The following is an 18,153-nucleotide window of genomic DNA, read 5'->3' on the forward strand; positions in this document are numbered from 1 at the left end:
CTTGCGAAGCTGTGGGTGGCGCGGTTCTATGGCCTTCCCCTCCCGGATGCGCTCGGTCTTGTGTCGGACGTCAATCCGCCGAACGTCTCTCGGGCCGGGGAACGTCTGCTTTATGCGTCGAGCGAAAGCACGCCTTCGCGCGCACAGTCAAGCAGCAGGGCGCTCAACTCCGGTTCGTCCACACGTTTCGCAGCCTTGCGCGGGTTGACCCACTCGCGCTTGCGCTGGCCGACTTCCGGAAAGTCATCGACGATCTGCGTCACATGCATCGGGTAGACGAAGACCCGGCACTCCACTTCGTGCCCCGCGTCGAGCTTCTTCATGTAGCCATAGTCGCCGATAGGTTCGGCGGCCAGTTCGCCCCGGATGCCGGCTTCCTCCCACGCTTCCTGGGCAGCGGTCTGGACGCCGTCACCGTTAGATGTGGGCCAGCCCTTCGGGATGATCCAGCGCCCGGTGTCGCGGCTGGTCAGCAGCATGTATTCCAGCCCCTTGTCGCTCTCGCGATAGGCAAGTGCTGCAAATTGGACGCGCTGCGGCAGCGCGAACGCACTGCGCACGGCGTCTGCCATGGAGCCAAGCAAGCTGTTGGAGCGGTTTGTCATGTATCGAGGGATCCGAATTCTGTTTCCGAATCATGCAGTTATAAGAGAGTTTGCGGCAGTTTTGCGAATTGTTGGTTAATCGCCCGCGCTTCCAGCATCCCAAAAAGAGACGAGAGCGCGGAGAAACCTTTCGACGACTTTGCTATGCGACGGGCTTCTTCGAGAAATCCATCCCCGGCTTGGCGAGCTTTTCCGCCGGGCCGGTCCAGGCATAGGCCAGCAGGCACGGATCGCGCTCGCCGGTGGTGATCCTGTGCTGGTCGCCGGAGCGGTTGAGGATCAGTGACCCCGGCGCGTAGACCGCCTGGTCGTTCTCCGACCAGTTGCCGGAAATCGAGATGTAGCTTTCCTCGATGTCCTTGTGATGATGCTGCGGGTAGGTGGTGTTGGGCGCGAACAGCACGTAGCCGAGGATGAGCCGGTCGGTGACGATCGGCCCCTGCGGCCCCAGCACCTCGCAATAGGCATACTTGCGCGCCAGCGCCTTTGGAATGCGCTGGTAGCCATATTCCCACGTCAGCAGGTGGGCGATGCGTTCGGTCGCGCGCGACAGGCCGAACAGCGCGTAGCGCGCGCCGACATCGAAAGCGCGCCCCAGATGCGCGACGACGGGCTTCGTCTCCGGCGGGCGGGCATGGATCGGCGGATTTGAATCGATGATCGCGGCCAGCGTCTCGCGCACCCGCTTGCGGTGGCTGCGGATGATCTTGCTGCCGCCGGCAAAGCCGGGACGGTAGAGCAGTTCGAACTCGCGCAGCAGGTAGTCCCAGTCCGGGCAGTCGCTGAGGCGGGTTAAGCTGTCGGCGGTTGCCGCGCCTTCGTCGCTGTGTGAATCGCTGTCAGTCATGGCGTGCGCGCTCCTTCACACGTTCACCGGCCCTCTGCCGCAGCGCGGGATCGGCCGTCCGGAATCGGCATAGCCGAGGAACATGGCGATCTCGTCGGGCGCCGGTCCGTCCGGCACGCCCAGCGTCATCGTGTCGAAATGGTCGAACGACCACGGATCGTCCTTGTGACCGAGCGGCATGTCGATCCACGTGCCGGGGCCGCCGATCTTCACGTTTGATGCGATGACGGACCGGCCACCCCCGGCGGCTTCACGCATCGGTTTGCCGAGTCTGGGATGTATAACGCCGCCGCCCTGCTCGAAATCTCCGTTGACGCCGACGATCGCCGCCTTGCCGTAGGAAACCGGAGGCTTGCCCAGCAGTGCAATGGCTTCCCCGGCCAGCCGCTCGCCGAGTTCCGCACCGATGTCGAATAGCGGCGTCAGATCGGCCTCGAAGCGCCCGACCAGCGGGTTGACGAAAACCGCCAGCGCGGCGACGCGGGTGACCGGCTCGCATGGCTCGCCATGGGAATCCGTCTCAATGATTTCGCGAAGGAACGCAATCTTGCGCGTCTGCACCATCAGCTGGTTCCTCAGTGCCCCTGCACGGCGGTATTGAGCCGAGCCACCAGGCGCGCATTCTGGATCGCGATGACGCTTTGGTCGGCAAACATGCTGGCGATGTCCAATGCCTTGCGGTCAAAAGGGCGCACGCTTTGGCGGTAGACGGTGAAAGCGCCGATCAGGTCTTCACCTGCCAGCATCGGGATCGCCGCGAAGGATCGCGCGCCGCCGAGGTCAGCGGTCGCATAGCGCAGCGGATCTTCGGACTTGTAGATTGCTTCGGCGCGCACGTCAGGGATGCTGACAACTGAATGGGACGTCTCGACGCGGCCCAGGCCGGTTTGCGGGCTGACCCGGAATGAACCCTGCTCCTCCAGCCAGTTCGCAAAGCTTCCCGAGATGTCTCTGGAATAGATGCAACGGTAGCCGGACGCACCGGCATATTCGAACAAGATCCCGAATGACGCGTCGCAGAGTTCCAGCGCGTGTTCCAGCACCGCGGCCATGACCTCTTGGAGTTGTCCGTTTGTCCGTCCGATGATCCGCAGCACCGCCGCGAGCGCCCGCTCCCGGCTGATCGCTTCTTCGAGGCTGAGAGCCAATTCGGAGATCAACGCGGCGCTTTCTTCAATGTCGGGAAAGGTGATCTGCGTCTCGCCGCTGAGTACACCGTGCAACGCGATCTTTGAGGACACGCCGAGCTTTCGATAGATCGTTGCAAGGTGCGTGCGCACCGTCGAGGGAGCGATGACCAGGCGTTTGGCGATCTGGTGGTAGGTGTCGCCACTGGCATAGGCCTGCGCGATCTCGCGTTCGCGCGCACTCAGCGTCCCTTCCTGATCGGCTCTGTCCATGGCGCGCGCTCGCTGACCGGCGGCAGCCCGTCCCGGCCTGCCCATGGGTCAAATGCTGTATCGCAAATGCTGCACTTGTAAATCCTGCATTTGCATCACGCAGAATACTGCAATGCGCCGATGCCCCTGGTCCGCCGCCCACCGTATATTGGCGCCATCTGTAATGCCTTTGGGGACGGGTGACTCATGAACAATCGGTGGCGGATTCTTGCTCTGCTCTTCTGCGTGCGCGTCTCGATGGCCTTCCAGTTTCAGGCGGTCGCTGCGCTGTCACCGCTGATGATGGATGCCTACAGTCTGGGACTTGCCGACATTGGCCTGATGATCGGCCTGTACCTGTCGCCCGGCATTGTTCTTTCCATTCCCGGCGGCGCGATCGGCAGACGATACGGCGAGAAATCGGTGGTGCTCGCAGGGCTGGCGCTGATGGCTGTCGGCGGTCTCTTGGCGGTCACATCCAGCACATGGGACATGCAGATCGCCGGACGCATCCTTGCCGGTATTGGAGGTGTTCTGCTCAACGTGCTGATGACCAAGATGGTCGCCGACTGGTTTGCCGGCCGCGAAGTGGCGACCGCGATGGGCATCTTCGTCAATTCATGGCCCGTCGGCATCGCACTGGCGCTGGTCGTGCTGCCTCCAATCGCACTAGCTGCGGGATTGATGGCGGCGATGTCTGTGGTGACCGGGCTTGTGGTCATCGGGTTTATTGCACTGGGAGCACTTTACCGTGCGCCGTCGAGTGCATCTGCGGCACCGGTCGCGGATATGCCACTGCGCGGTGTTCCGCTTTACGGCGTGCTGTGCGCCGGCGCCATATGGGGCCTCTTCAATTCCTCGCTCGGAATGATCTTCGGCTTCGGCCCGGCCATGCTTTCGGCGCGAGGATGGAGCGCGACGGCTGCCAGTTCGACCACCAGCATTGTGCTGTGGCTGGTCGCCATCTCGGTTCCATTCGGCGGGTTTCTCGCGGACCGGATCAAGCGCAATGACGCGGTCCTCGCGACAGGACTGCTGATGTTCACGGGCGCGCTGCTGCTGGCCGCACGCAGCGAAGCGGTGCTTGCCTGTTTCGTGCTGCTCGGTTTGGTAGCCGGGCTTGCCGCCGGGCCGATCATGAGCCTGCCGTCGCGCGTTCTGGTTCCCGGCAACAGGTCCGTAGGCATGGGCGTGTTCTATGCCGTCTACTACGGCCTGATCTTCATCGCACCGTATCTCGCCGGCCTGCTGTCGGAATGGCTCGGCAGACCCGAGGCCACATTCGACATGGGCGCGGCGCTGCTCGTCACCGGCATCGCGCTGCTGGCACTGTTTCGGAAACTGACGCGCCAAAGCGCGCGGACATAGCCCGCTCGCGGCTCAGGGCTTCAGCAAAATCTTGCCGCGATGCTTGGCCGATTCCATCATCTCGTGGGCCTCGGCAGCCTGCGACATGGGCAGCACGGCATGGGTCACGGTGACCAGCTTCTTGGGGAACAGCGGCCAGACGTTTTCCTGCAGCTCGGCGGCGATCTCGCTCTTGAACCCTTCCGGGCGCGAGCGCAGCGTCGAGCCGGTATAGGTCAACCGCTTCAGCATCACCGGCATCAGGTTGATCTCCATCTTGGAGCCCTTGTTGAAGGCAAGCTGGATGATCCGAGCGTCGTGGCGCGCGGCCTTGAAATTGCGCTCCACGTAGTCGCCCGCGACGATGTCGAGGATGATGTCGGCGCCGCCGGCCTCGCGCACGATCTCGACGAAATCCTCGTCGTTGTAGTTGATCGCGCGGCTCGCGCCGAGGCGCTCGCAATACGCGCAATCGTCAGCAGTCGCCGCCGTGGTGAAGACGTTCAGCCCCATCGCCGCGCCAAGCTGGATCGCGGTCGAGCCGATGCCGCCCGCGCCGCCATGAACGAGGAAGTTCATGCCTTCCTTCAGGTCGTGGCCGTGGAAGACGTTGCTCCACACCGTGAAGAAGGTCTCGCACAGGCCCGCGGCATCCGTGGTCGACACGCCCTCGGGAATGGTCAGGCAGTGGCTGGCGTCGATCGCGACATATTCCGCGTAGCCGCCGCCGTTGGTCAGCGCGCAGACGGTGTCGCCAACCTTCCACTTCGTGACGCCGCTGCCGACGGCAACCACCTCGCCGGAGACTTCCAGCCCCAGCAGGTCGGATGCGCCCTTGGGCGGCGGGTAATGGCCGCGCCGCTGCACCATGTCCGGTCCGTTGACGCCGCAGGCATCGACCTTCACCAGCACTTCGCCTTCGGCAGGCTGGGGCACCGGGCGGCGGCCCAGTTCAAGGACCTCCGGTCCTCCGGTGCCTGTGGGGACGACGGCATCCATCTCGGAAGGGATCATGTAAAAAACCTCTTTGTTTATCGCTCACGCACGGCTCACGGTGTTCGCGTGCTCCGCGTGGGTGCCGGAAAATCGGCGGCGCCCGGTCGGGCTTGCGAACCCTGCGGGTTCGTTAGGTACCGCATCCCTCCGGCATGGCAAGTTTCGTCCGAAATTTCGGCCACTCCAACGAGCGCAGCGAGGAATAGCCGTGAGATCGATCAATCCATTGAGCGCGACTGCGCGAGCGGCCGGTCAGGCCGCCCCTCTCGAGCGAAGCGGTCGAAAGACCGCGACAGCGTGAAGAGAACTATTCCAGAGCAGCCTGCATCGCAGGGGCCACGTCGTCGGCATGTTCGGCGATGATGACGCCGGCCGACTGCAACCGGTCGATCTTTTCGTCCGCGTTCTGGAGCCCGAACAATGAGAGCGTGCCCGCATGGCCCATGCGCCGTTCCTTGGGCGCATGCCGCCCGACGATCAGCGCCACCACCGGCTTGCCGTAGTTGACCGACTGCAGGTAGTCCGCCGCGTCCTCTTCCTCGGTGCCGCCAACTTCGCCGATGAGGATGACGCCCTCGGTGTCGGGGTCGTCCTTGAACAGTTCCAGGCAGCGCCGGAAGCCGACGCCGTGTACCGGGTCGCCGCCGACGCCCACCGTGGTCGACTGGCCAAGGCCGACGTCGCTGGTCTGGGCGAGGATCTCGCTGGTCAGCGAAGCGGAGCGCGACGCGATGCCGATGGAGCCGGGGGTCGCGTGGGCGGTCGACATGACGCCGAGCTTGCACACGTCCGGCGTCAGCACCCCTTGCGAGTTGGGGCCGACGAGGATCGTGTCGGACCCCTTCAGTGCCGCCTTCACGCGGGAAATGTCATGCACCGGCACGCGCTCGGTGACGCAGACCACCAGCGGCATCTCCGCTTCGATGGATTCGATGATTGCCGCACCGGCCTTCTGGGCCGGGACCATGAGCAGGCTGGCATTGGCCTGCGTCTCGGCCATCGCGTCCTTCACGGTGTTGAAGACGGGCAGGCCGATATGCTGGGTGCCGCCCTTGCCGGGGCGCACGCCGCCGACATAGGTCGAGCCGTAGCGCATCGCCAGATCGGTGTAGAACGTGCCGGAGCGCCCGGTGAGGCCCTGCACGATGACGCGGGTGTCGGGTCCAACGAGAATGGCCATCAGACCCTCCCTGTGCGGGCGATTTCGACGGCCCGCTCGACCGCTTCGCCCATCTCGTCGAAGGCCTCGAATTCCAGCCTCCGGTTCTTCAGCATTTCCAGCGCCCACACCGCGTTGGTTCCGGCGAGGCGGACCACCACCGGCGGCTTGCGCTTGGCGCGCGAGTAGGCGATGGCGAAACCTTCCGCCACCGTGTCGCAGGCGGTCATGCCGCCGCCGTGCACGTTCACCAGAACAACCCGCACGGAGTCGTCCTGCAGCAACATGCCGATGCCCTTGGCGATCTGCAGGCTGGTGGTCGTGGTGCGGATGTCCATGAAGTTGGCCGGGCTGCCGCCCGCGTCGACGATCATGTCGTTGGTGGCAAGCCCGAGGCCCGCACCGTTCACGACGACGCCGATATTGCCGCTCATGCGCACGAAGTTGATGTCGTTGTCCTGGGCGATGCGCTCCAGCTCGTCGAGCTGGCCGTCGCTGGCGAGATCCTCGTATTCCGGGTGGCGGAACAGCGCGTTGCCGTCGAGGCTGATCTTGGCGTCCACCGCAACCGCGCTGCCGTCCTTGCGCACCGCCAGCGGGTTGATCTCGACCAGCGTCGCGTCGTTGGCGAAAAAGGCCTTCGCCGCGCCCTTGGCGATGGCGATGACGCCGTCGCGCGAATTGGCCGGGATGCCGGACTTCTCCAGGAACGCGCCCACGGCCTCTTCGTCGAAGGTGCCGTCGGAGGGCAGGGTGAGATGGCTGACGATGTCCGGGTCCATCTGGGCGGCCTGCTCGAACTCCACGCCGCCCTTGGCCGAGCACAGAAGAACAGGCTGGCCGTCATGCTGGTCGAAGGCCAGCGACAGGTAGTAGCTGGCGGCGATCTCGATGGCTTCTTCCACGTAAACGGAATTGACCATCTCGCCGGCCGAGCCGGTCTGCTCGGTCACCAGCCGCTTGCCGATCATGCGGGCGGCCTCGGTGCGCACGGCGGACGGCGTCGCGGCGAATTTCACGCCGCCGGAGAGCCCGCGTCCACCGGCCCCGATCTGCGCCTTGACCACGTACTTGGTGGCCTCGATCTCGCGGCATCGCGCCTCGGCCTCTTCCGGGCTCGTGGCAAGCCGGCCGGTCGGGATCGCAACCCCGTACTGGGCGAGGATTTCCTTCGACAGGTGTTCTGAAAGGTTCATCGCTATTCCCTTCGCCGTGGCGCCCGTCTCGCTCGCGGGTTTGTTCCGCCGCGTTTCAGGTATCCCCGGCACAATGGCCGGTCAACACGCTGCGCCATGGTGGCGTGCCGCGCGGCGCGCCGAAACCCCCGGCAACCAAAAAAAATGGATGGTGCGGACGAGCCGCACCATCCTGTCAGTTTTGGCCAAGGGCCGGGAGGATATTCGGAAAGCGCATCCGCCTCACTTCACGAGGGGCAGGATGCGCTTAAAGTGGTCGGAGCCGGCCTGCCCGAGCCATTCGAAGACGACCATCTCGGTCGTCACGATGCCCGCGCCGATCGCGCTCAGCCGCTGGATGCACGCATGTTCGCTTTCCAGCGTTCGCGAGGCGGTCGCGTCGGAGACGACGAACACCTCGTAATCTTCTTCGATGAGGCTGGCGGCGGTCTGCACCACGCAGATGTGGGCCTCCATTCCGGAGATCACCGCCTGCTTGCGACCAAGGTCGCGGAACGCCTGGCCGAACGCCTCATCTTCCATGCAGGAGAAATGCATCTTTGAGAATACCGGCGCTTCCGTGATGGACGCGATCTCGGGTACGGTTCGCCCAAGGCCTTTCGGATACTGCTCGGTGAGCAGTATCGGCACGTCCATTTCGGTAGCGGCCGCGATCAGCGTCTTCGTGTTCCGGATCGTGCGCGCAGGCGCCTGCATCGCCGGAACGAGACGTTCCTGCATGTCTATAACAACCAGAACGGAGTCGGACGCGCGGATCAGCATCGCGAAATTCTCGTTTCCCCCACCGCCGGCTTGTTGTGATTGTCGCCGGCATCTGTGGTATGCCACATACCAGATGGGGAAGCTCGATTCAAGAGAAACCGACGCCCCGAGAACCCGCCAGCGAGGAAATTTTCATGAAAGTCGTTTGCCTGGACAAGGCCACCTATGCCCCGGACCTGGACCTGCATCGCCCCGACTTTGAACACGAGTGGGTGGAGTACGACCAGACCGCGCCCGAGGACATCGTGTCGCGCCTTGAGGGGGCGGACGTGTGCATCACCAACAAGGTGCCGATGCGCGACGAAACACTGAAGCAGCTGCCTGACCTGAAGATGATCTCGGTCTCCGCGACGGGCTACGACGTGATCGACGTCCCGGCCTGCCGCGAGCGCGGCATCGTCGTCTCCAACGTGCGCGGCTATGCCGAGAACACGGTTCCCGAACACACCTTCGCACTGATCCTGGCCCTGCGCCGCGGCATCGTCGGCTACCGGCAGGACGTCATCAACGGCGAGTGGGAGAAGTCGGGCCAGTTCTGCTTCCACACCCACATGATTCGCGATCTCGCCAATTCCACCCTCGGCATCATCGGCGAGGGCGTCATCGGGCAGGGCGTCGCGCGCATTGCCCGCGGCTTCGGCATGAAGATCCATTTTGCCGCCCACAAGGGCGTCGAGGGTCTCGGCCCCCTCTACACGCCCTTCGAGCAGGTGCTGGAAGAAGCCGACATCATCACCATGCACTGCCCGCTGAACGCCCACACCCGCGACACGCTGGGTGCGGCCGAGTTCGCGAAGATGAAGCGCAAGCCTCTTATCATTAATACCTCGCGTGGCGGGCTGGTGAACGAGGCCGATCTGGTGACAGCAATCGAGACCGGCCAGATCGCCGGTGCGGGCTTCGACGTTCTCACCAAAGAGCCGCCGGAACCCAACAATCCGCTGCTCAAGATCATCGACCGTCCAAACGTTATCCTGACCCCCCACGTGGCCTGGGCAAGCCGCGAGGCGCAGACGGAGTGCTGGCGTCAGACGATTGATAACATTGAGAATTTCGTCGCAAATAACCCGTCAAATACGGTGACTTGACGGCGGCGCACAACAGGATTGGTGCGCTGCAACGTAACAAATCGTTGCGACGAAAGTCGTGGTGTGCTTGGTATACCACACAACAAATGCCAGCCGGTTTGTGTGACAATTTCACGACCGGCCGGGCAAAAGGTCGCCGGACCTAACCGGCACCGGGGAAACGCACGGGGATGTCGATGGCGGGCGTCGCGCTCAAGCCAATTGGGACGAGCTTCATGCTGAAGGACCACATCTACGAGGTCCTTCTGGAAGCGATTCTGTCCGCCAACATCTACGAAGAAGACGCCGATCTGCGTCTCGACGAGCGCACGATGGCCGAACAGCTCGGCATCTCTCGCACGCCGGTTCGCGAGGCACTTGCAAGGCTGGAGCGTGACGGGTTCGTCGAGATCCAGCCGCGCAAGGGTGTCTTCATCTGCCGCAAGTCGCTGGACGAGGTTCTGGAGATGGTCGTCGCCTGGGCGGCGCTTGAATCCATGGCCGCGCGGCTTGCAACCCAGAACGCCACCGACGCGGAGCTGAAGAAGCTGCGCAAGATGGCGATGCGGGATTCGGAAAGCGCAGCCCGCGCAGACATCGAGGAATACTCGGAAGCCAACTTCCAGTTCCACCAGACGATCCTCGAAGTCTCGCATTGCGGTCTGCTGAAGAAGATGGCCGACGGGCTGTTCATGCATATGCACGCCATTCGCCGGCGTGCCATGGGCGAGGGCGACCGCGTCGGACGCTCGGTTATCGACCATATGGAAATCATCGAGGCTCTGGAGAGCCGCGATCCCGATCTGGCCGAACGGCTGGTGCGCGAGCACACCATGCGGCTGCACGATCATATCAGGCGGACCTGGAAGAAGATTGCAGTGATGTCGCGCACGCGACGCGCTGCAAGCTGAAAGCGCCCCAGGCACCGGACCAATTGGAGGTTTAGAAGACAATGTCAGCAGCAGTGCCCAGCACGGAAGCAACGCAGGACACCGAGAACCTTACGGACGGGTTCCATCTGCTTATCGACGCGTTGAAGCTCAACGGCGTCGAGACGATCTACAACGTTCCCGGTATCCCGATCACGGACCTTGGCCGCTACGCCCAGGCTCAGGGGCTGCGGGTCCTGTCGTTCCGTCACGAGCAGCACGCCGGCTATGCCGCTGCGGCCGCCGGCTTCCTGACCAAGAAGCCCGGCATCTGCATGACCGTGTCCGCGCCGGGCTTCCTGAACGGCCTGACCGCGCTGGCCCACGCCACCACCAACTGCTGGCCGATGATCCTGATCTCCGGCTCTTCCGAGCGTGAGATCGTCGACCTGCAGCGCGGCGACTACGAAGAGATGGACCAGCTGGCCATCGCCCGTCCGCACTGCAAGGCGGCCTACCGCATCCTGCACGCCGAAGACATCGGCCTGGGCGTTGCCCGCGCGATCCGCGCCGCGCTCACCGGCCGTCCCGGCGGCGTCTATCTCGACATCCCCGGCCAGCTTCTCGGCCAGGTCATGGATGCCGTGGAAGGCCAGAAGTCCCTCATCGAGGTCGTTGACCCGAACCCGGAAAGCGTGCCGTCCGACGAAGCCATCGAGCGCGCGCTCGACGTCCTGAAGTCGGCCAAGAAGCCGCTCATGATCATCGGCAAGGGCGCGGCCTACGCGCAGGCCGACGACAAGGTTCGCGAGCTGGTCGAGACCCTCGGCATCCCGTACCTGCCGATGTCAATGGCCAAGGGCCTGCTGCCGGACACGCACCCGCTGTGTGCATCCGCCGCCCGTTCGCTGGTCCTCAAGGAAAGCGATTGCGTCTTCCTCGTCGGCGCACGCCTGAACTGGCTGCTGTCGCATGGCCAGGGCAAGGCCTGGGGCGAGAAGGGTGCCAAGAAGTTCGTCCAGATCGATATCGAGCCGACCGAGATGGACTCCAACCAGAAGATCTCCGCGCCGCTCATCGGTGACATCGGTTCCACGGCCACCGCGCTGCTGGAGGCGATGGGCTCCAACTGGCAGAAGCCGTCCGAGGAATGGACCGGTGCGGTTCGCTCCAAAGTGCAGGGCAACATCGAGAAGATGGCGCCGCGCCTGCGCAACAACAACTCGCCGATGGATTACCAGGGCTCGCTGGGCGTGCTGAAGGAAATCATCGCCGAGAACCCGGACACGGTGCTGGTCAACGAAGGCGCCAACGCCCTCGACCAGGCCCGTTCCATCATCGACATCCACAAGCCGCGCAAGCGTCTGGACGTCGGCACCTGGGGCATCATGGGCATCGGCATGGGGTCCGCCATCGCGGCTGCGGTCGAGACCGGCAACCAGGTCCTGGCCATCGAGGGCGACAGCGCCTTCGGGTTCTGCGGCATGGAAGTCGAGACGATCTGCCGGTACAACCTGCCGGTCTGCATCGTCATCATGAACAACAACGGCATCTACCGCGGCGATGGCACCAACTGGTCCGGCGGCGAGGATCCCTCCACGACTGTCTTCGTCAAGGGTTCGCGCTACGACCTGATGATGCAGGCGTTCGGTGGTGAAGGTGTCACCGTCGACAGCCCCGATGACCTGCGCCAGGCCGTGAACAAGGCCTTCGAGACGCGCAAGCCGACGCTCATCAATGCCGTGATCGCTGAAGATGCCGGCAAGGAAAGCGGCAACATCGGCAACCTCAACCCGTCTTCGGTCGTGGCGCAGGCGCGCTACCCGCAGGCGAAAAAAATCTAATTCGGTTTTTCGGAGAAACAGCAATGAAAGCTCTCGAAGGCGTCAAGGTCCTGGACTTCACGCACGTTCAGTCCGGTCCGACCTGCACCCAGCTTCTGGCCTGGTTCGGTGCCGACGTGATCAAGGTGGAACGTCCCGGTGTCGGCGATGCGACGCGCAAGCAGCTCATCGACGTGCCCGGCGCGGACAGCCTCTACTTCACGATGCTGAACCACAACAAGCGGTCCATCGAGATCAACTCGAAGGACCCGGCCGGCAAGGAAGTCCTGACCAAGCTCATCGAAACCTGCGATGTCATGGTCGAGAACTTCGCCCCCGGCGCGCTGGACCGCATGGGCTTCTCCTGGGAGAACATCCAGAAGATCAACCCGCGCATCATCCTGGCTTCGGTCAAGGGCTTCGGCCCCGGCAAGTACGAAGACTGCAAGGTCTACGAGAACGTCGCGCAGTGCGCCGGCGGCTCGGCCTCGACCACCGGCTTCCTCGACGGCCCGCCCCTCGTGACCGGCGCGCAGATCGGCGACTCCGGCACCGGCCTGCACCTGGCGCTTGGCATCGTGACCGCGCTGTTCCAGCGCGAGAAGTCCGGCCGCGGCCAGAAGGTGCTCGCACCGATGCAGGACGGCGTCATCAACCTTTGCCGCGTCAAGCTTCGCGACCAGCAGCGTCTCGAAGCCGGCCCGCTCAAGGAATACTCGCAGTTCGGCGAAGGCATCCCCTTCGGTGAGGCGACCCCGCGCGCGGGCAACGACTCCGGGGGTGGCCAGCCGGGCCGCATCCTGAAGTGCAAGGGCTGGGAAAAGGATCCCAACGCCTACACCTACTTCATCATCCAGGCCGCGGTCTGGGAGAAGGTCTGCGACGTCATCGGCGAACCCGACTGGAAGACCGCCGAAGGCTACGCCAAGCCGAATGACCGTCTCGACAAGCTCAACAAGATCTTCGAGCGCATCGAGGAGTGGACCAAGACCAAGACGAAGTTCGAGGTCATGGACACCTGCAACCCGCTCGACATCCCGGTCGGCCCGATCCTGTCGATGAAGGAAATCGCCGAGGACCCCGGTCTTCGCGAATCCGGCACCATCGTCGAGGTCGATCACCCCGAGCGCGGCAAGTACCTGACCGTCGGTTGCCCGATCAAGCTCTCCGACAGTGAAGTCAACGTCACGCGCTCCCCGCTTCTGGGCGAGCACACCGGCGAGATCCTTTCCGAAGTGCTTGGCTATTCCGGCGACGAACTGAAGCGCCTGACCGAATCCGGCGCCTTTGGCAACGTCACCAAGGAAGCCGCCGAGTAATCGAACCGAACACCGGGCGTGCCCGCCGCAGAGCGGGCCGCCGACAGGGAGAATAGTATGCGACTGATCGTTATGGGCCAGCAGGCCTTCGGCAAAGACGTGCTTGCAAAGCTTCTGGACACCGGCACCGATGAGGTGGTGGCCGTCTATTGCGAGCCGGACAAGGAAGGCAAGCCCGTCGACCCGATCAAGGAGTTCGCGCTCGAAAAGGGTCTTCCCGTCGAGCAGCCGGCGAACTTCAACGACCAGGAGACGCTGGACACGCTGAAGGGCTTCAATGCCGACCTGATGGTCATGGCATTCGTCAACGTGTTCGTGCCGGAAGCTGCCCGCGACACGCCGACCCACGGCTCCATCTGCTTCCACCCCTCGCTGCTGCCGCTGCACCGTGGTCCGTCCGCGGTCAACTGGCCGATCATCATGGGGTCAACGAAGTCCGGCTACAGCTGGTTCTACCCCTCCGACGGTCTCGACGAGGGCGACAGCCTGATGCAGTGGGAATGCCCCATCGAGGAAGACGACACGGTCATCGATCTCTACTTCAAGAAGATCTACCCGTCCGCCGTCGACAGCGTCCTGGAAGTGGTCGACCACTACCGCAACGGCAACCCGCCGCGCATCGTCGCCAACGAAGACGAGGCGACCTACGAGCGCCGCTGCACCGCCAAGCACGCGAAGATCGACTGGAACAAGCCGGTGAAGCAGGTCTACGACCTCATCCGCGGCACCAATCCGGCGCCCGGCGCCTGGACGACCTTCAATGACGCCAAGCTCGGCATCTTCGACTGCAAGCGCGTTCCCGGTGATGGCATTTCCGGCCGCATCCGCGACGTGACCGACGAAGGTTTCGCCGTGCAGTGCATCGGTGGCCGCATCCTGGTCCAGCGCGTGCGTCCCGACGGCGAAGGCAAGGCTGCCGCCTCGGAGTGGGCCGCCAATGTCGGCCTGAAGGCCGGCGACACCATCGGCGAGTAATCGCGAAAGCAACCGACACGACGACCCGGAGACAACAGGTTCCATGTCTGACATCGAAATCGCCCGCGCAGCAAAGAAGAAGCCGATCCAGGAGGTCGGTGCAAAGCTCGACATCCCGTCCGAGCATCTGCTGCCGTACGGTCACGACAAGGCGAAGGTCTCCGCGGACTTCATCCGCTCGGTTGCCGGCAACAAGAGCGGTCACCTGGTTCTGGTGACCGCCATCAACCCGACGCCGGCGGGCGAGGGCAAGACGACGACGACCGTCGGTCTGGGCGATGGCCTGAACCGCATCGGCAAGAAGGCCGCGATCTGCATTCGCGAAGCCTCGCTCGGCCCCTGCTTCGGCATGAAGGGTGGCGCGGCCGGCGGCGGTTACGCCCAGGTCGTCCCGATGGAGGACATGAACCTCCACTTCACCGGTGACTTCCACGCCATCACCTCGGCGCACAACCTGCTCGCCGCGATGCTGGACAACCACATCTACTGGGGCAACGAGCAGGAGATCGACCTGCGCCGCGTGGCCTTCCGCCGCGTGATGGACATGAACGACCGCGCGCTGCGCGAGATCGTCTGCTCGCTGGGCGGTGTCGCCAACGGCTTCCCGCGTGAAGCCGGGTTCGACATCACGGTGGCCTCCGAAGTCATGGCCATCCTGTGCCTGGCGACCGGTCTCGACGACCTGGAGCGCCGCCTCGGCGACATCATCGTCGGCTACCGCCGCGACAAGACCGCCGTCTACTGCCGCGACATCAAGGCCGATGGCGCCATGACGGTCCTGTTGCAGCAGGCGATGCAGCCCAACCTCGTGCAGACGCTGGAAAACAACCCGGCCTTCGTGCACGGCGGCCCGTTCGCCAACATCGCGCATGGCTGCAACTCGGTCATCGCCACCACAACGGCGCTCAAGCTTGCCGACTACGTGGTGACCGAAGCCGGCTTCGGTGCGGACCTCGGCGCCGAGAAGTTCTTCGACATCAAGTGCCGCAAGGCGGGTCTCAAGCCGGAAGCGGCCGTGATCGTCGCCACCGTGCGCGCCATGAAGATGAACGGCGGTGTCAAGAAGGACGATCTCGGCAACGAGAACGTCGAGGCCGTCAAGAAGGGTTGCGCCAACCTCGGCCGTCACATCGAGAACGTGAAGCAGTTCGGTGTGCCCGCGGTTGTCGCCATCAACCATTTCGTGACCGACACCGATGCCGAAGTGCAGGCGGTGAAGGATTACGTGAAGTCGCAAGGGTCCGAGGCGATCCTGTGCCAGCACTGGGCCAAGGGCTCGGAAGGCATTGAGGACCTCGCCAAGAAGGTCGTGGAGATCGTGGAGGGCAAGTCTGCCCAATTCTCACCGCTCTATGACGAGAACATGCCCTTGTTCGAGAAGATCGAGACGATTGCCAAGCGCATCTACCGCGCGGACGAGGTGGTCGCGGACAAGAAGATCCGTGACCAGCTGAAGCAGTGGGAAGCCGACGGTTACGGCAACCTGCCGGTCTGCATGGCCAAGACGCAGTACTCGTTCACGACCGACCCGAGCGTACGCGGTGCCCCGACGGGTCACTCGCTGCCGATCCGCGAAGTCCGCCTGTCTGCTGGCGCCGGCTTTGTCGTGGTCGTCTGCGGCGAGATCATGACGATGCCGGGCCTGCCAAGAAAACCATCTGCGGAGGAAATCCGCATTAACGACGACGGCCTCATTGACGGGCTGTTCTAAGTTCTAGGGAGCGAACGCGAAATGAAGACGATTATGGTGCCAGTGCGTGGCGACGGCCGGGGCGACAATGTCCTTGCGCATGCTGCAGTGCTCGCAAAGCGTTTCGATGCTCACATCGAAGTGACACACTGCCGCGCGCGCCCCGAAGACCTCGTGACCTACACGATGGCCATTCCCTCTTTCCTGCGCGAGCAGATCGAGCAGTCGGCCCAGAAACTCGCCGAGAGCGAGGAAACCGGCCTGATCGCCGAGCTCAAGACCCTGGCCGACAACCTCGGCCTGACCTTCTCGGAAGACCCGACCACCGCCGGTGGCACGGTGTCTTGGACCGAGGAGCAGGGCAAGCAGTCCGACGTCATCAAGCATCACGGCCGCCTCGCGGACCTGATCTGCGTCGCCCAGCCTGACCGTTCGCAGAACATCGGCTTCAATTCGCTGAAGTCCGCCCTGTTCCTGACCGGACGCCCGGTGCTGATGTGCCCGCAGACCGATGCCGTGAACCCCACGCTCGGCGACAGTGTCGCCCTCGCCTGGAACGGTTCGCTAGAAGCGTCCCGCGCGGTGATGGCGTCGATGGAAATCATCGAGAAGGCCTCGAAGGTCACGATCCTGCGCACCGGCAAGGGCGAGCCCCACGGTGCGACGGCGGAAGACCTCGTCGCCTATCTCGCAGCACGCGGTGTGACCGCGGTGATCGATAAGTTCGATCCCGAAAGCAGCGTCGGCGAGTCGCTGCTGTCACACGCGAAATCGAACGGTGCCGACCTTCTCATCATGGGCGCTTACGGCGACAGCCACGAGCGCGAGGTGATGTTCGGCGGAAATACGCAAACCGTGGTGGATTCGGCAAAAATGCCAGTCATTATGGTGCATTGATCGGGTGGCCATGCGAGTTTAGGCCTGTATGATCAAGAAATCGCAGGGATTGTCCCGAAAACCAAAAACCCGGGACAGGCGATAAACAACAAGAAGAGCCGCATCGAAAGCGGGCAAAGCCGACGCATAGTGCGTCAACACGAAAGTGGAGGAATAAATTAAATGAAGAAGCTTGCAACGATTCTGGCCGGTGTCGGCGCCCTGTCGCTTTCCGCGACGATGGCGGTCGACAGCGCAAAGGCCGAATGGACCCCCAAGAAGCCGGTCGAACTGATCATCATGGCCGGCAAGGGCGGCGGTGCTGACCAGATGGCCCGCCTCTGGCAGGGCATCATCCAGCAGAACGACCTTTCGCCGCGTCCGTTCATTCCGGTCAACAAGCCGGGCGGTTCGGGTGCCGAGGCTCTGCAGTACCTGGACAGCAAGGCCGGTGACAACCACGTCGTCATGGTCACGCTGAACAGCTACTACACCACGCCGATCATGCAGTCCGAGCTGAACATCGACATCACGAAGTTCACGCCGATCGCTCGTATGGCGCTCGACACGTTCCTCCTGTGGGTGCGTTCCGACAGCGGCATCGAAGACCTCGACAGCTATGTCGCGAAGGTCAAGGAGTCCGGCAAGGACTGGAAAGTCGGTGGCACGGGTTCGGGCCAGGAAGACTCCATCCTGACCGCGATGATGGAAGCCGAGTTCGGCTACGACGTCACCTACATCCCGTTCCCGGGTGGTGGCACGGTCGCCAAGAACCTGATCGGTGGTCACATCGACTCCACCGTCAACAACCCGTCTGAGCAGAGCGAATTCTACCGCGCTGGTCAGTCCAAGCCCCTCGTTCAGTTCAACGACGAGCGTTCCTCGGCATACCCGGATACCCCGACTGCCAAGGAACTGGGTCACGACATCGTCTACTACATGCAGCGTTCCATCAATGGTCCGGCTGACATGGACCCGGAAGCTGTCGCCTTCTACCGCGACCTCTTCAAGAAGGTCTTCGACTCGGAAGAGTGGCAGAAGTTCTGCAACGAGGACGGCATCGACTGCAACGAGTGGCTCGACGCTGACGGTCTGACCGAATTCCACAAGAACGGTCTGCAGCGTCACAAGAACCTGATCGAGCAGGTTGGCGCTTCCGCGATCACGGGCGAGTAATTTACTAGCCTGATATCGACAAAAACTTTGTCTGCGCGGGCGTTGTGCCCGCGCAGACTAAATAGAA

17 protein-coding genes are annotated in these 18,153 nt (G+C 63.4%); 9 read left to right on the plus strand and 8 right to left on the minus strand.

Annotated elements, in window-relative coordinates:
- Nucleotides 1-110: 110 nt before the first annotated feature.
- The 4 genes from ACKTEK_RS03370 to ACKTEK_RS03385 form a co-directional block, all read right to left on the minus strand.
- A complete protein-coding gene (locus tag ACKTEK_RS03370) occupies nt 111-605 on the minus strand; it encodes an NUDIX hydrolase (protein ID WP_409163826.1) in 495 nt (164 codons plus the stop codon).
- A 142-nt stretch (nt 606-747) separates the two neighbouring features.
- Nucleotides 748-1,452, minus strand: a complete 705-nt coding sequence (locus tag ACKTEK_RS03375) for a dimethylsulfonioproprionate lyase family protein (RefSeq protein WP_409163827.1) — start codon at nt 1,450-1,452, stop codon at nt 748-750.
- Nucleotides 1,453-1,467: 15 nt separating this feature from the next.
- Complete coding sequence (locus ACKTEK_RS03380; RefSeq protein ID WP_409163828.1) at nt 1,468-2,016, minus strand: amino acid synthesis family protein; 549 nt, start codon at nt 2,014-2,016, stop codon at nt 1,468-1,470.
- An 11-nt stretch (nt 2,017-2,027) separates the two neighbouring features.
- On the minus strand, nt 2,028-2,852 hold the full coding sequence (locus tag ACKTEK_RS03385; protein WP_409163829.1) for a LuxR C-terminal-related transcriptional regulator: 825 nt from the start codon (nt 2,850-2,852) through the stop codon (nt 2,028-2,030).
- Nucleotides 2,853-3,038: 186 nt separating this feature from the next.
- Between ACKTEK_RS03385 and ACKTEK_RS03390 the strand changes: the two genes are divergently transcribed.
- Nucleotides 3,039-4,199: a CynX/NimT family MFS transporter gene (locus ACKTEK_RS03390; protein WP_409163830.1), complete on the plus strand. Its 1,161-nt coding sequence runs from the start codon at nt 3,039-3,041 to the stop codon at nt 4,197-4,199.
- Between the two features lie 12 nt (nt 4,200-4,211).
- On the opposite strand, the gene ACKTEK_RS03395 is transcribed toward ACKTEK_RS03390, so the two are convergent.
- From ACKTEK_RS03395 to ACKTEK_RS03410, 4 genes are all read right to left on the minus strand, one after another.
- On the minus strand, nt 4,212-5,192 hold the full coding sequence (locus ACKTEK_RS03395) for an NAD(P)H-quinone oxidoreductase (RefSeq protein ID WP_409163831.1): 981 nt from the start codon (nt 5,190-5,192) through the stop codon (nt 4,212-4,214).
- A gap of 289 nt (nt 5,193-5,481) precedes the next feature.
- On the minus strand, nt 5,482-6,354 hold the full coding sequence (sucD, locus tag ACKTEK_RS03400; protein ID WP_409163832.1) for a succinate--CoA ligase subunit alpha: 873 nt from the start codon (nt 6,352-6,354) through the stop codon (nt 5,482-5,484).
- Nucleotides 6,354-7,529 carry an ADP-forming succinate--CoA ligase subunit beta gene (gene sucC, locus ACKTEK_RS03405; protein WP_409163833.1) on the minus strand — a complete coding sequence of 392 codons (1,176 nt, stop codon included), beginning with the start codon at nt 7,527-7,529 and terminating at the stop codon, nt 6,354-6,356. Before sucC ends, sucD begins: the two co-directional genes overlap by 1 nt.
- Before the next feature lie 222 nt (nt 7,530-7,751).
- Nucleotides 7,752-8,291, minus strand: a complete 540-nt coding sequence (locus ACKTEK_RS03410; protein ID WP_409163834.1) for a hydrolase — start codon at nt 8,289-8,291, stop codon at nt 7,752-7,754.
- A gap of 134 nt (nt 8,292-8,425) precedes the next feature.
- Between ACKTEK_RS03410 and ACKTEK_RS03415 the strand changes: the two genes are divergently transcribed.
- The 8 genes from ACKTEK_RS03415 to ACKTEK_RS03450 all read left to right on the plus strand — a co-directional run bounded on the left by ACKTEK_RS03415 (nt 8,426) and on the right by ACKTEK_RS03450 (nt 18,086).
- Nucleotides 8,426-9,379 (plus strand): D-2-hydroxyacid dehydrogenase, encoded by a 954-nt coding sequence (locus ACKTEK_RS03415; RefSeq protein WP_409163835.1) that lies wholly within the window; start codon nt 8,426-8,428, stop codon nt 9,377-9,379.
- 170 nt (nt 9,380-9,549) lie between these two features.
- Nucleotides 9,550-10,269 carry a GntR family transcriptional regulator gene (locus ACKTEK_RS03420; RefSeq protein ID WP_409163836.1) on the plus strand — a complete coding sequence of 240 codons (720 nt, stop codon included), beginning with the start codon at nt 9,550-9,552 and terminating at the stop codon, nt 10,267-10,269.
- A gap of 41 nt (nt 10,270-10,310) precedes the next feature.
- Entirely contained in the window at nt 10,311-12,071 is a 1,761-nt protein-coding gene (oxc, locus tag ACKTEK_RS03425; protein WP_409163837.1) for an oxalyl-CoA decarboxylase, read from the plus strand.
- A gap of 23 nt (nt 12,072-12,094) precedes the next feature.
- Nucleotides 12,095-13,369 carry a formyl-CoA transferase gene (gene frc / locus ACKTEK_RS03430; protein WP_409163838.1) on the plus strand — a complete coding sequence of 425 codons (1,275 nt, stop codon included), beginning with the start codon at nt 12,095-12,097 and terminating at the stop codon, nt 13,367-13,369.
- 57 nt (nt 13,370-13,426) lie between these two features.
- Nucleotides 13,427-14,344 carry a methionyl-tRNA formyltransferase gene (locus ACKTEK_RS03435; protein ID WP_409163839.1) on the plus strand — a complete coding sequence of 306 codons (918 nt, stop codon included), beginning with the start codon at nt 13,427-13,429 and terminating at the stop codon, nt 14,342-14,344.
- 43 nt (nt 14,345-14,387) lie between these two features.
- On the plus strand, nt 14,388-16,055 hold the full coding sequence (locus tag ACKTEK_RS03440; RefSeq protein WP_409163840.1) for a formate--tetrahydrofolate ligase: 1,668 nt from the start codon (nt 14,388-14,390) through the stop codon (nt 16,053-16,055).
- 21 nt (nt 16,056-16,076) lie between these two features.
- Nucleotides 16,077-16,931, plus strand: a complete 855-nt coding sequence (locus tag ACKTEK_RS03445; RefSeq protein ID WP_409163841.1) for a universal stress protein — start codon at nt 16,077-16,079, stop codon at nt 16,929-16,931.
- A gap of 162 nt (nt 16,932-17,093) precedes the next feature.
- Nucleotides 17,094-18,086 (plus strand): Bug family tripartite tricarboxylate transporter substrate binding protein, encoded by a 993-nt coding sequence (locus ACKTEK_RS03450; RefSeq protein WP_409163842.1) that lies wholly within the window; start codon nt 17,094-17,096, stop codon nt 18,084-18,086.
- Nucleotides 18,087-18,153 lie beyond the last annotated feature (67 nt).

Source organism: Tepidamorphus sp. 3E244, from assembly GCF_046159835.1.
Classification (GTDB): domain Bacteria; phylum Pseudomonadota; class Alphaproteobacteria; order Rhizobiales; family Tepidamorphaceae; genus JACKJK01.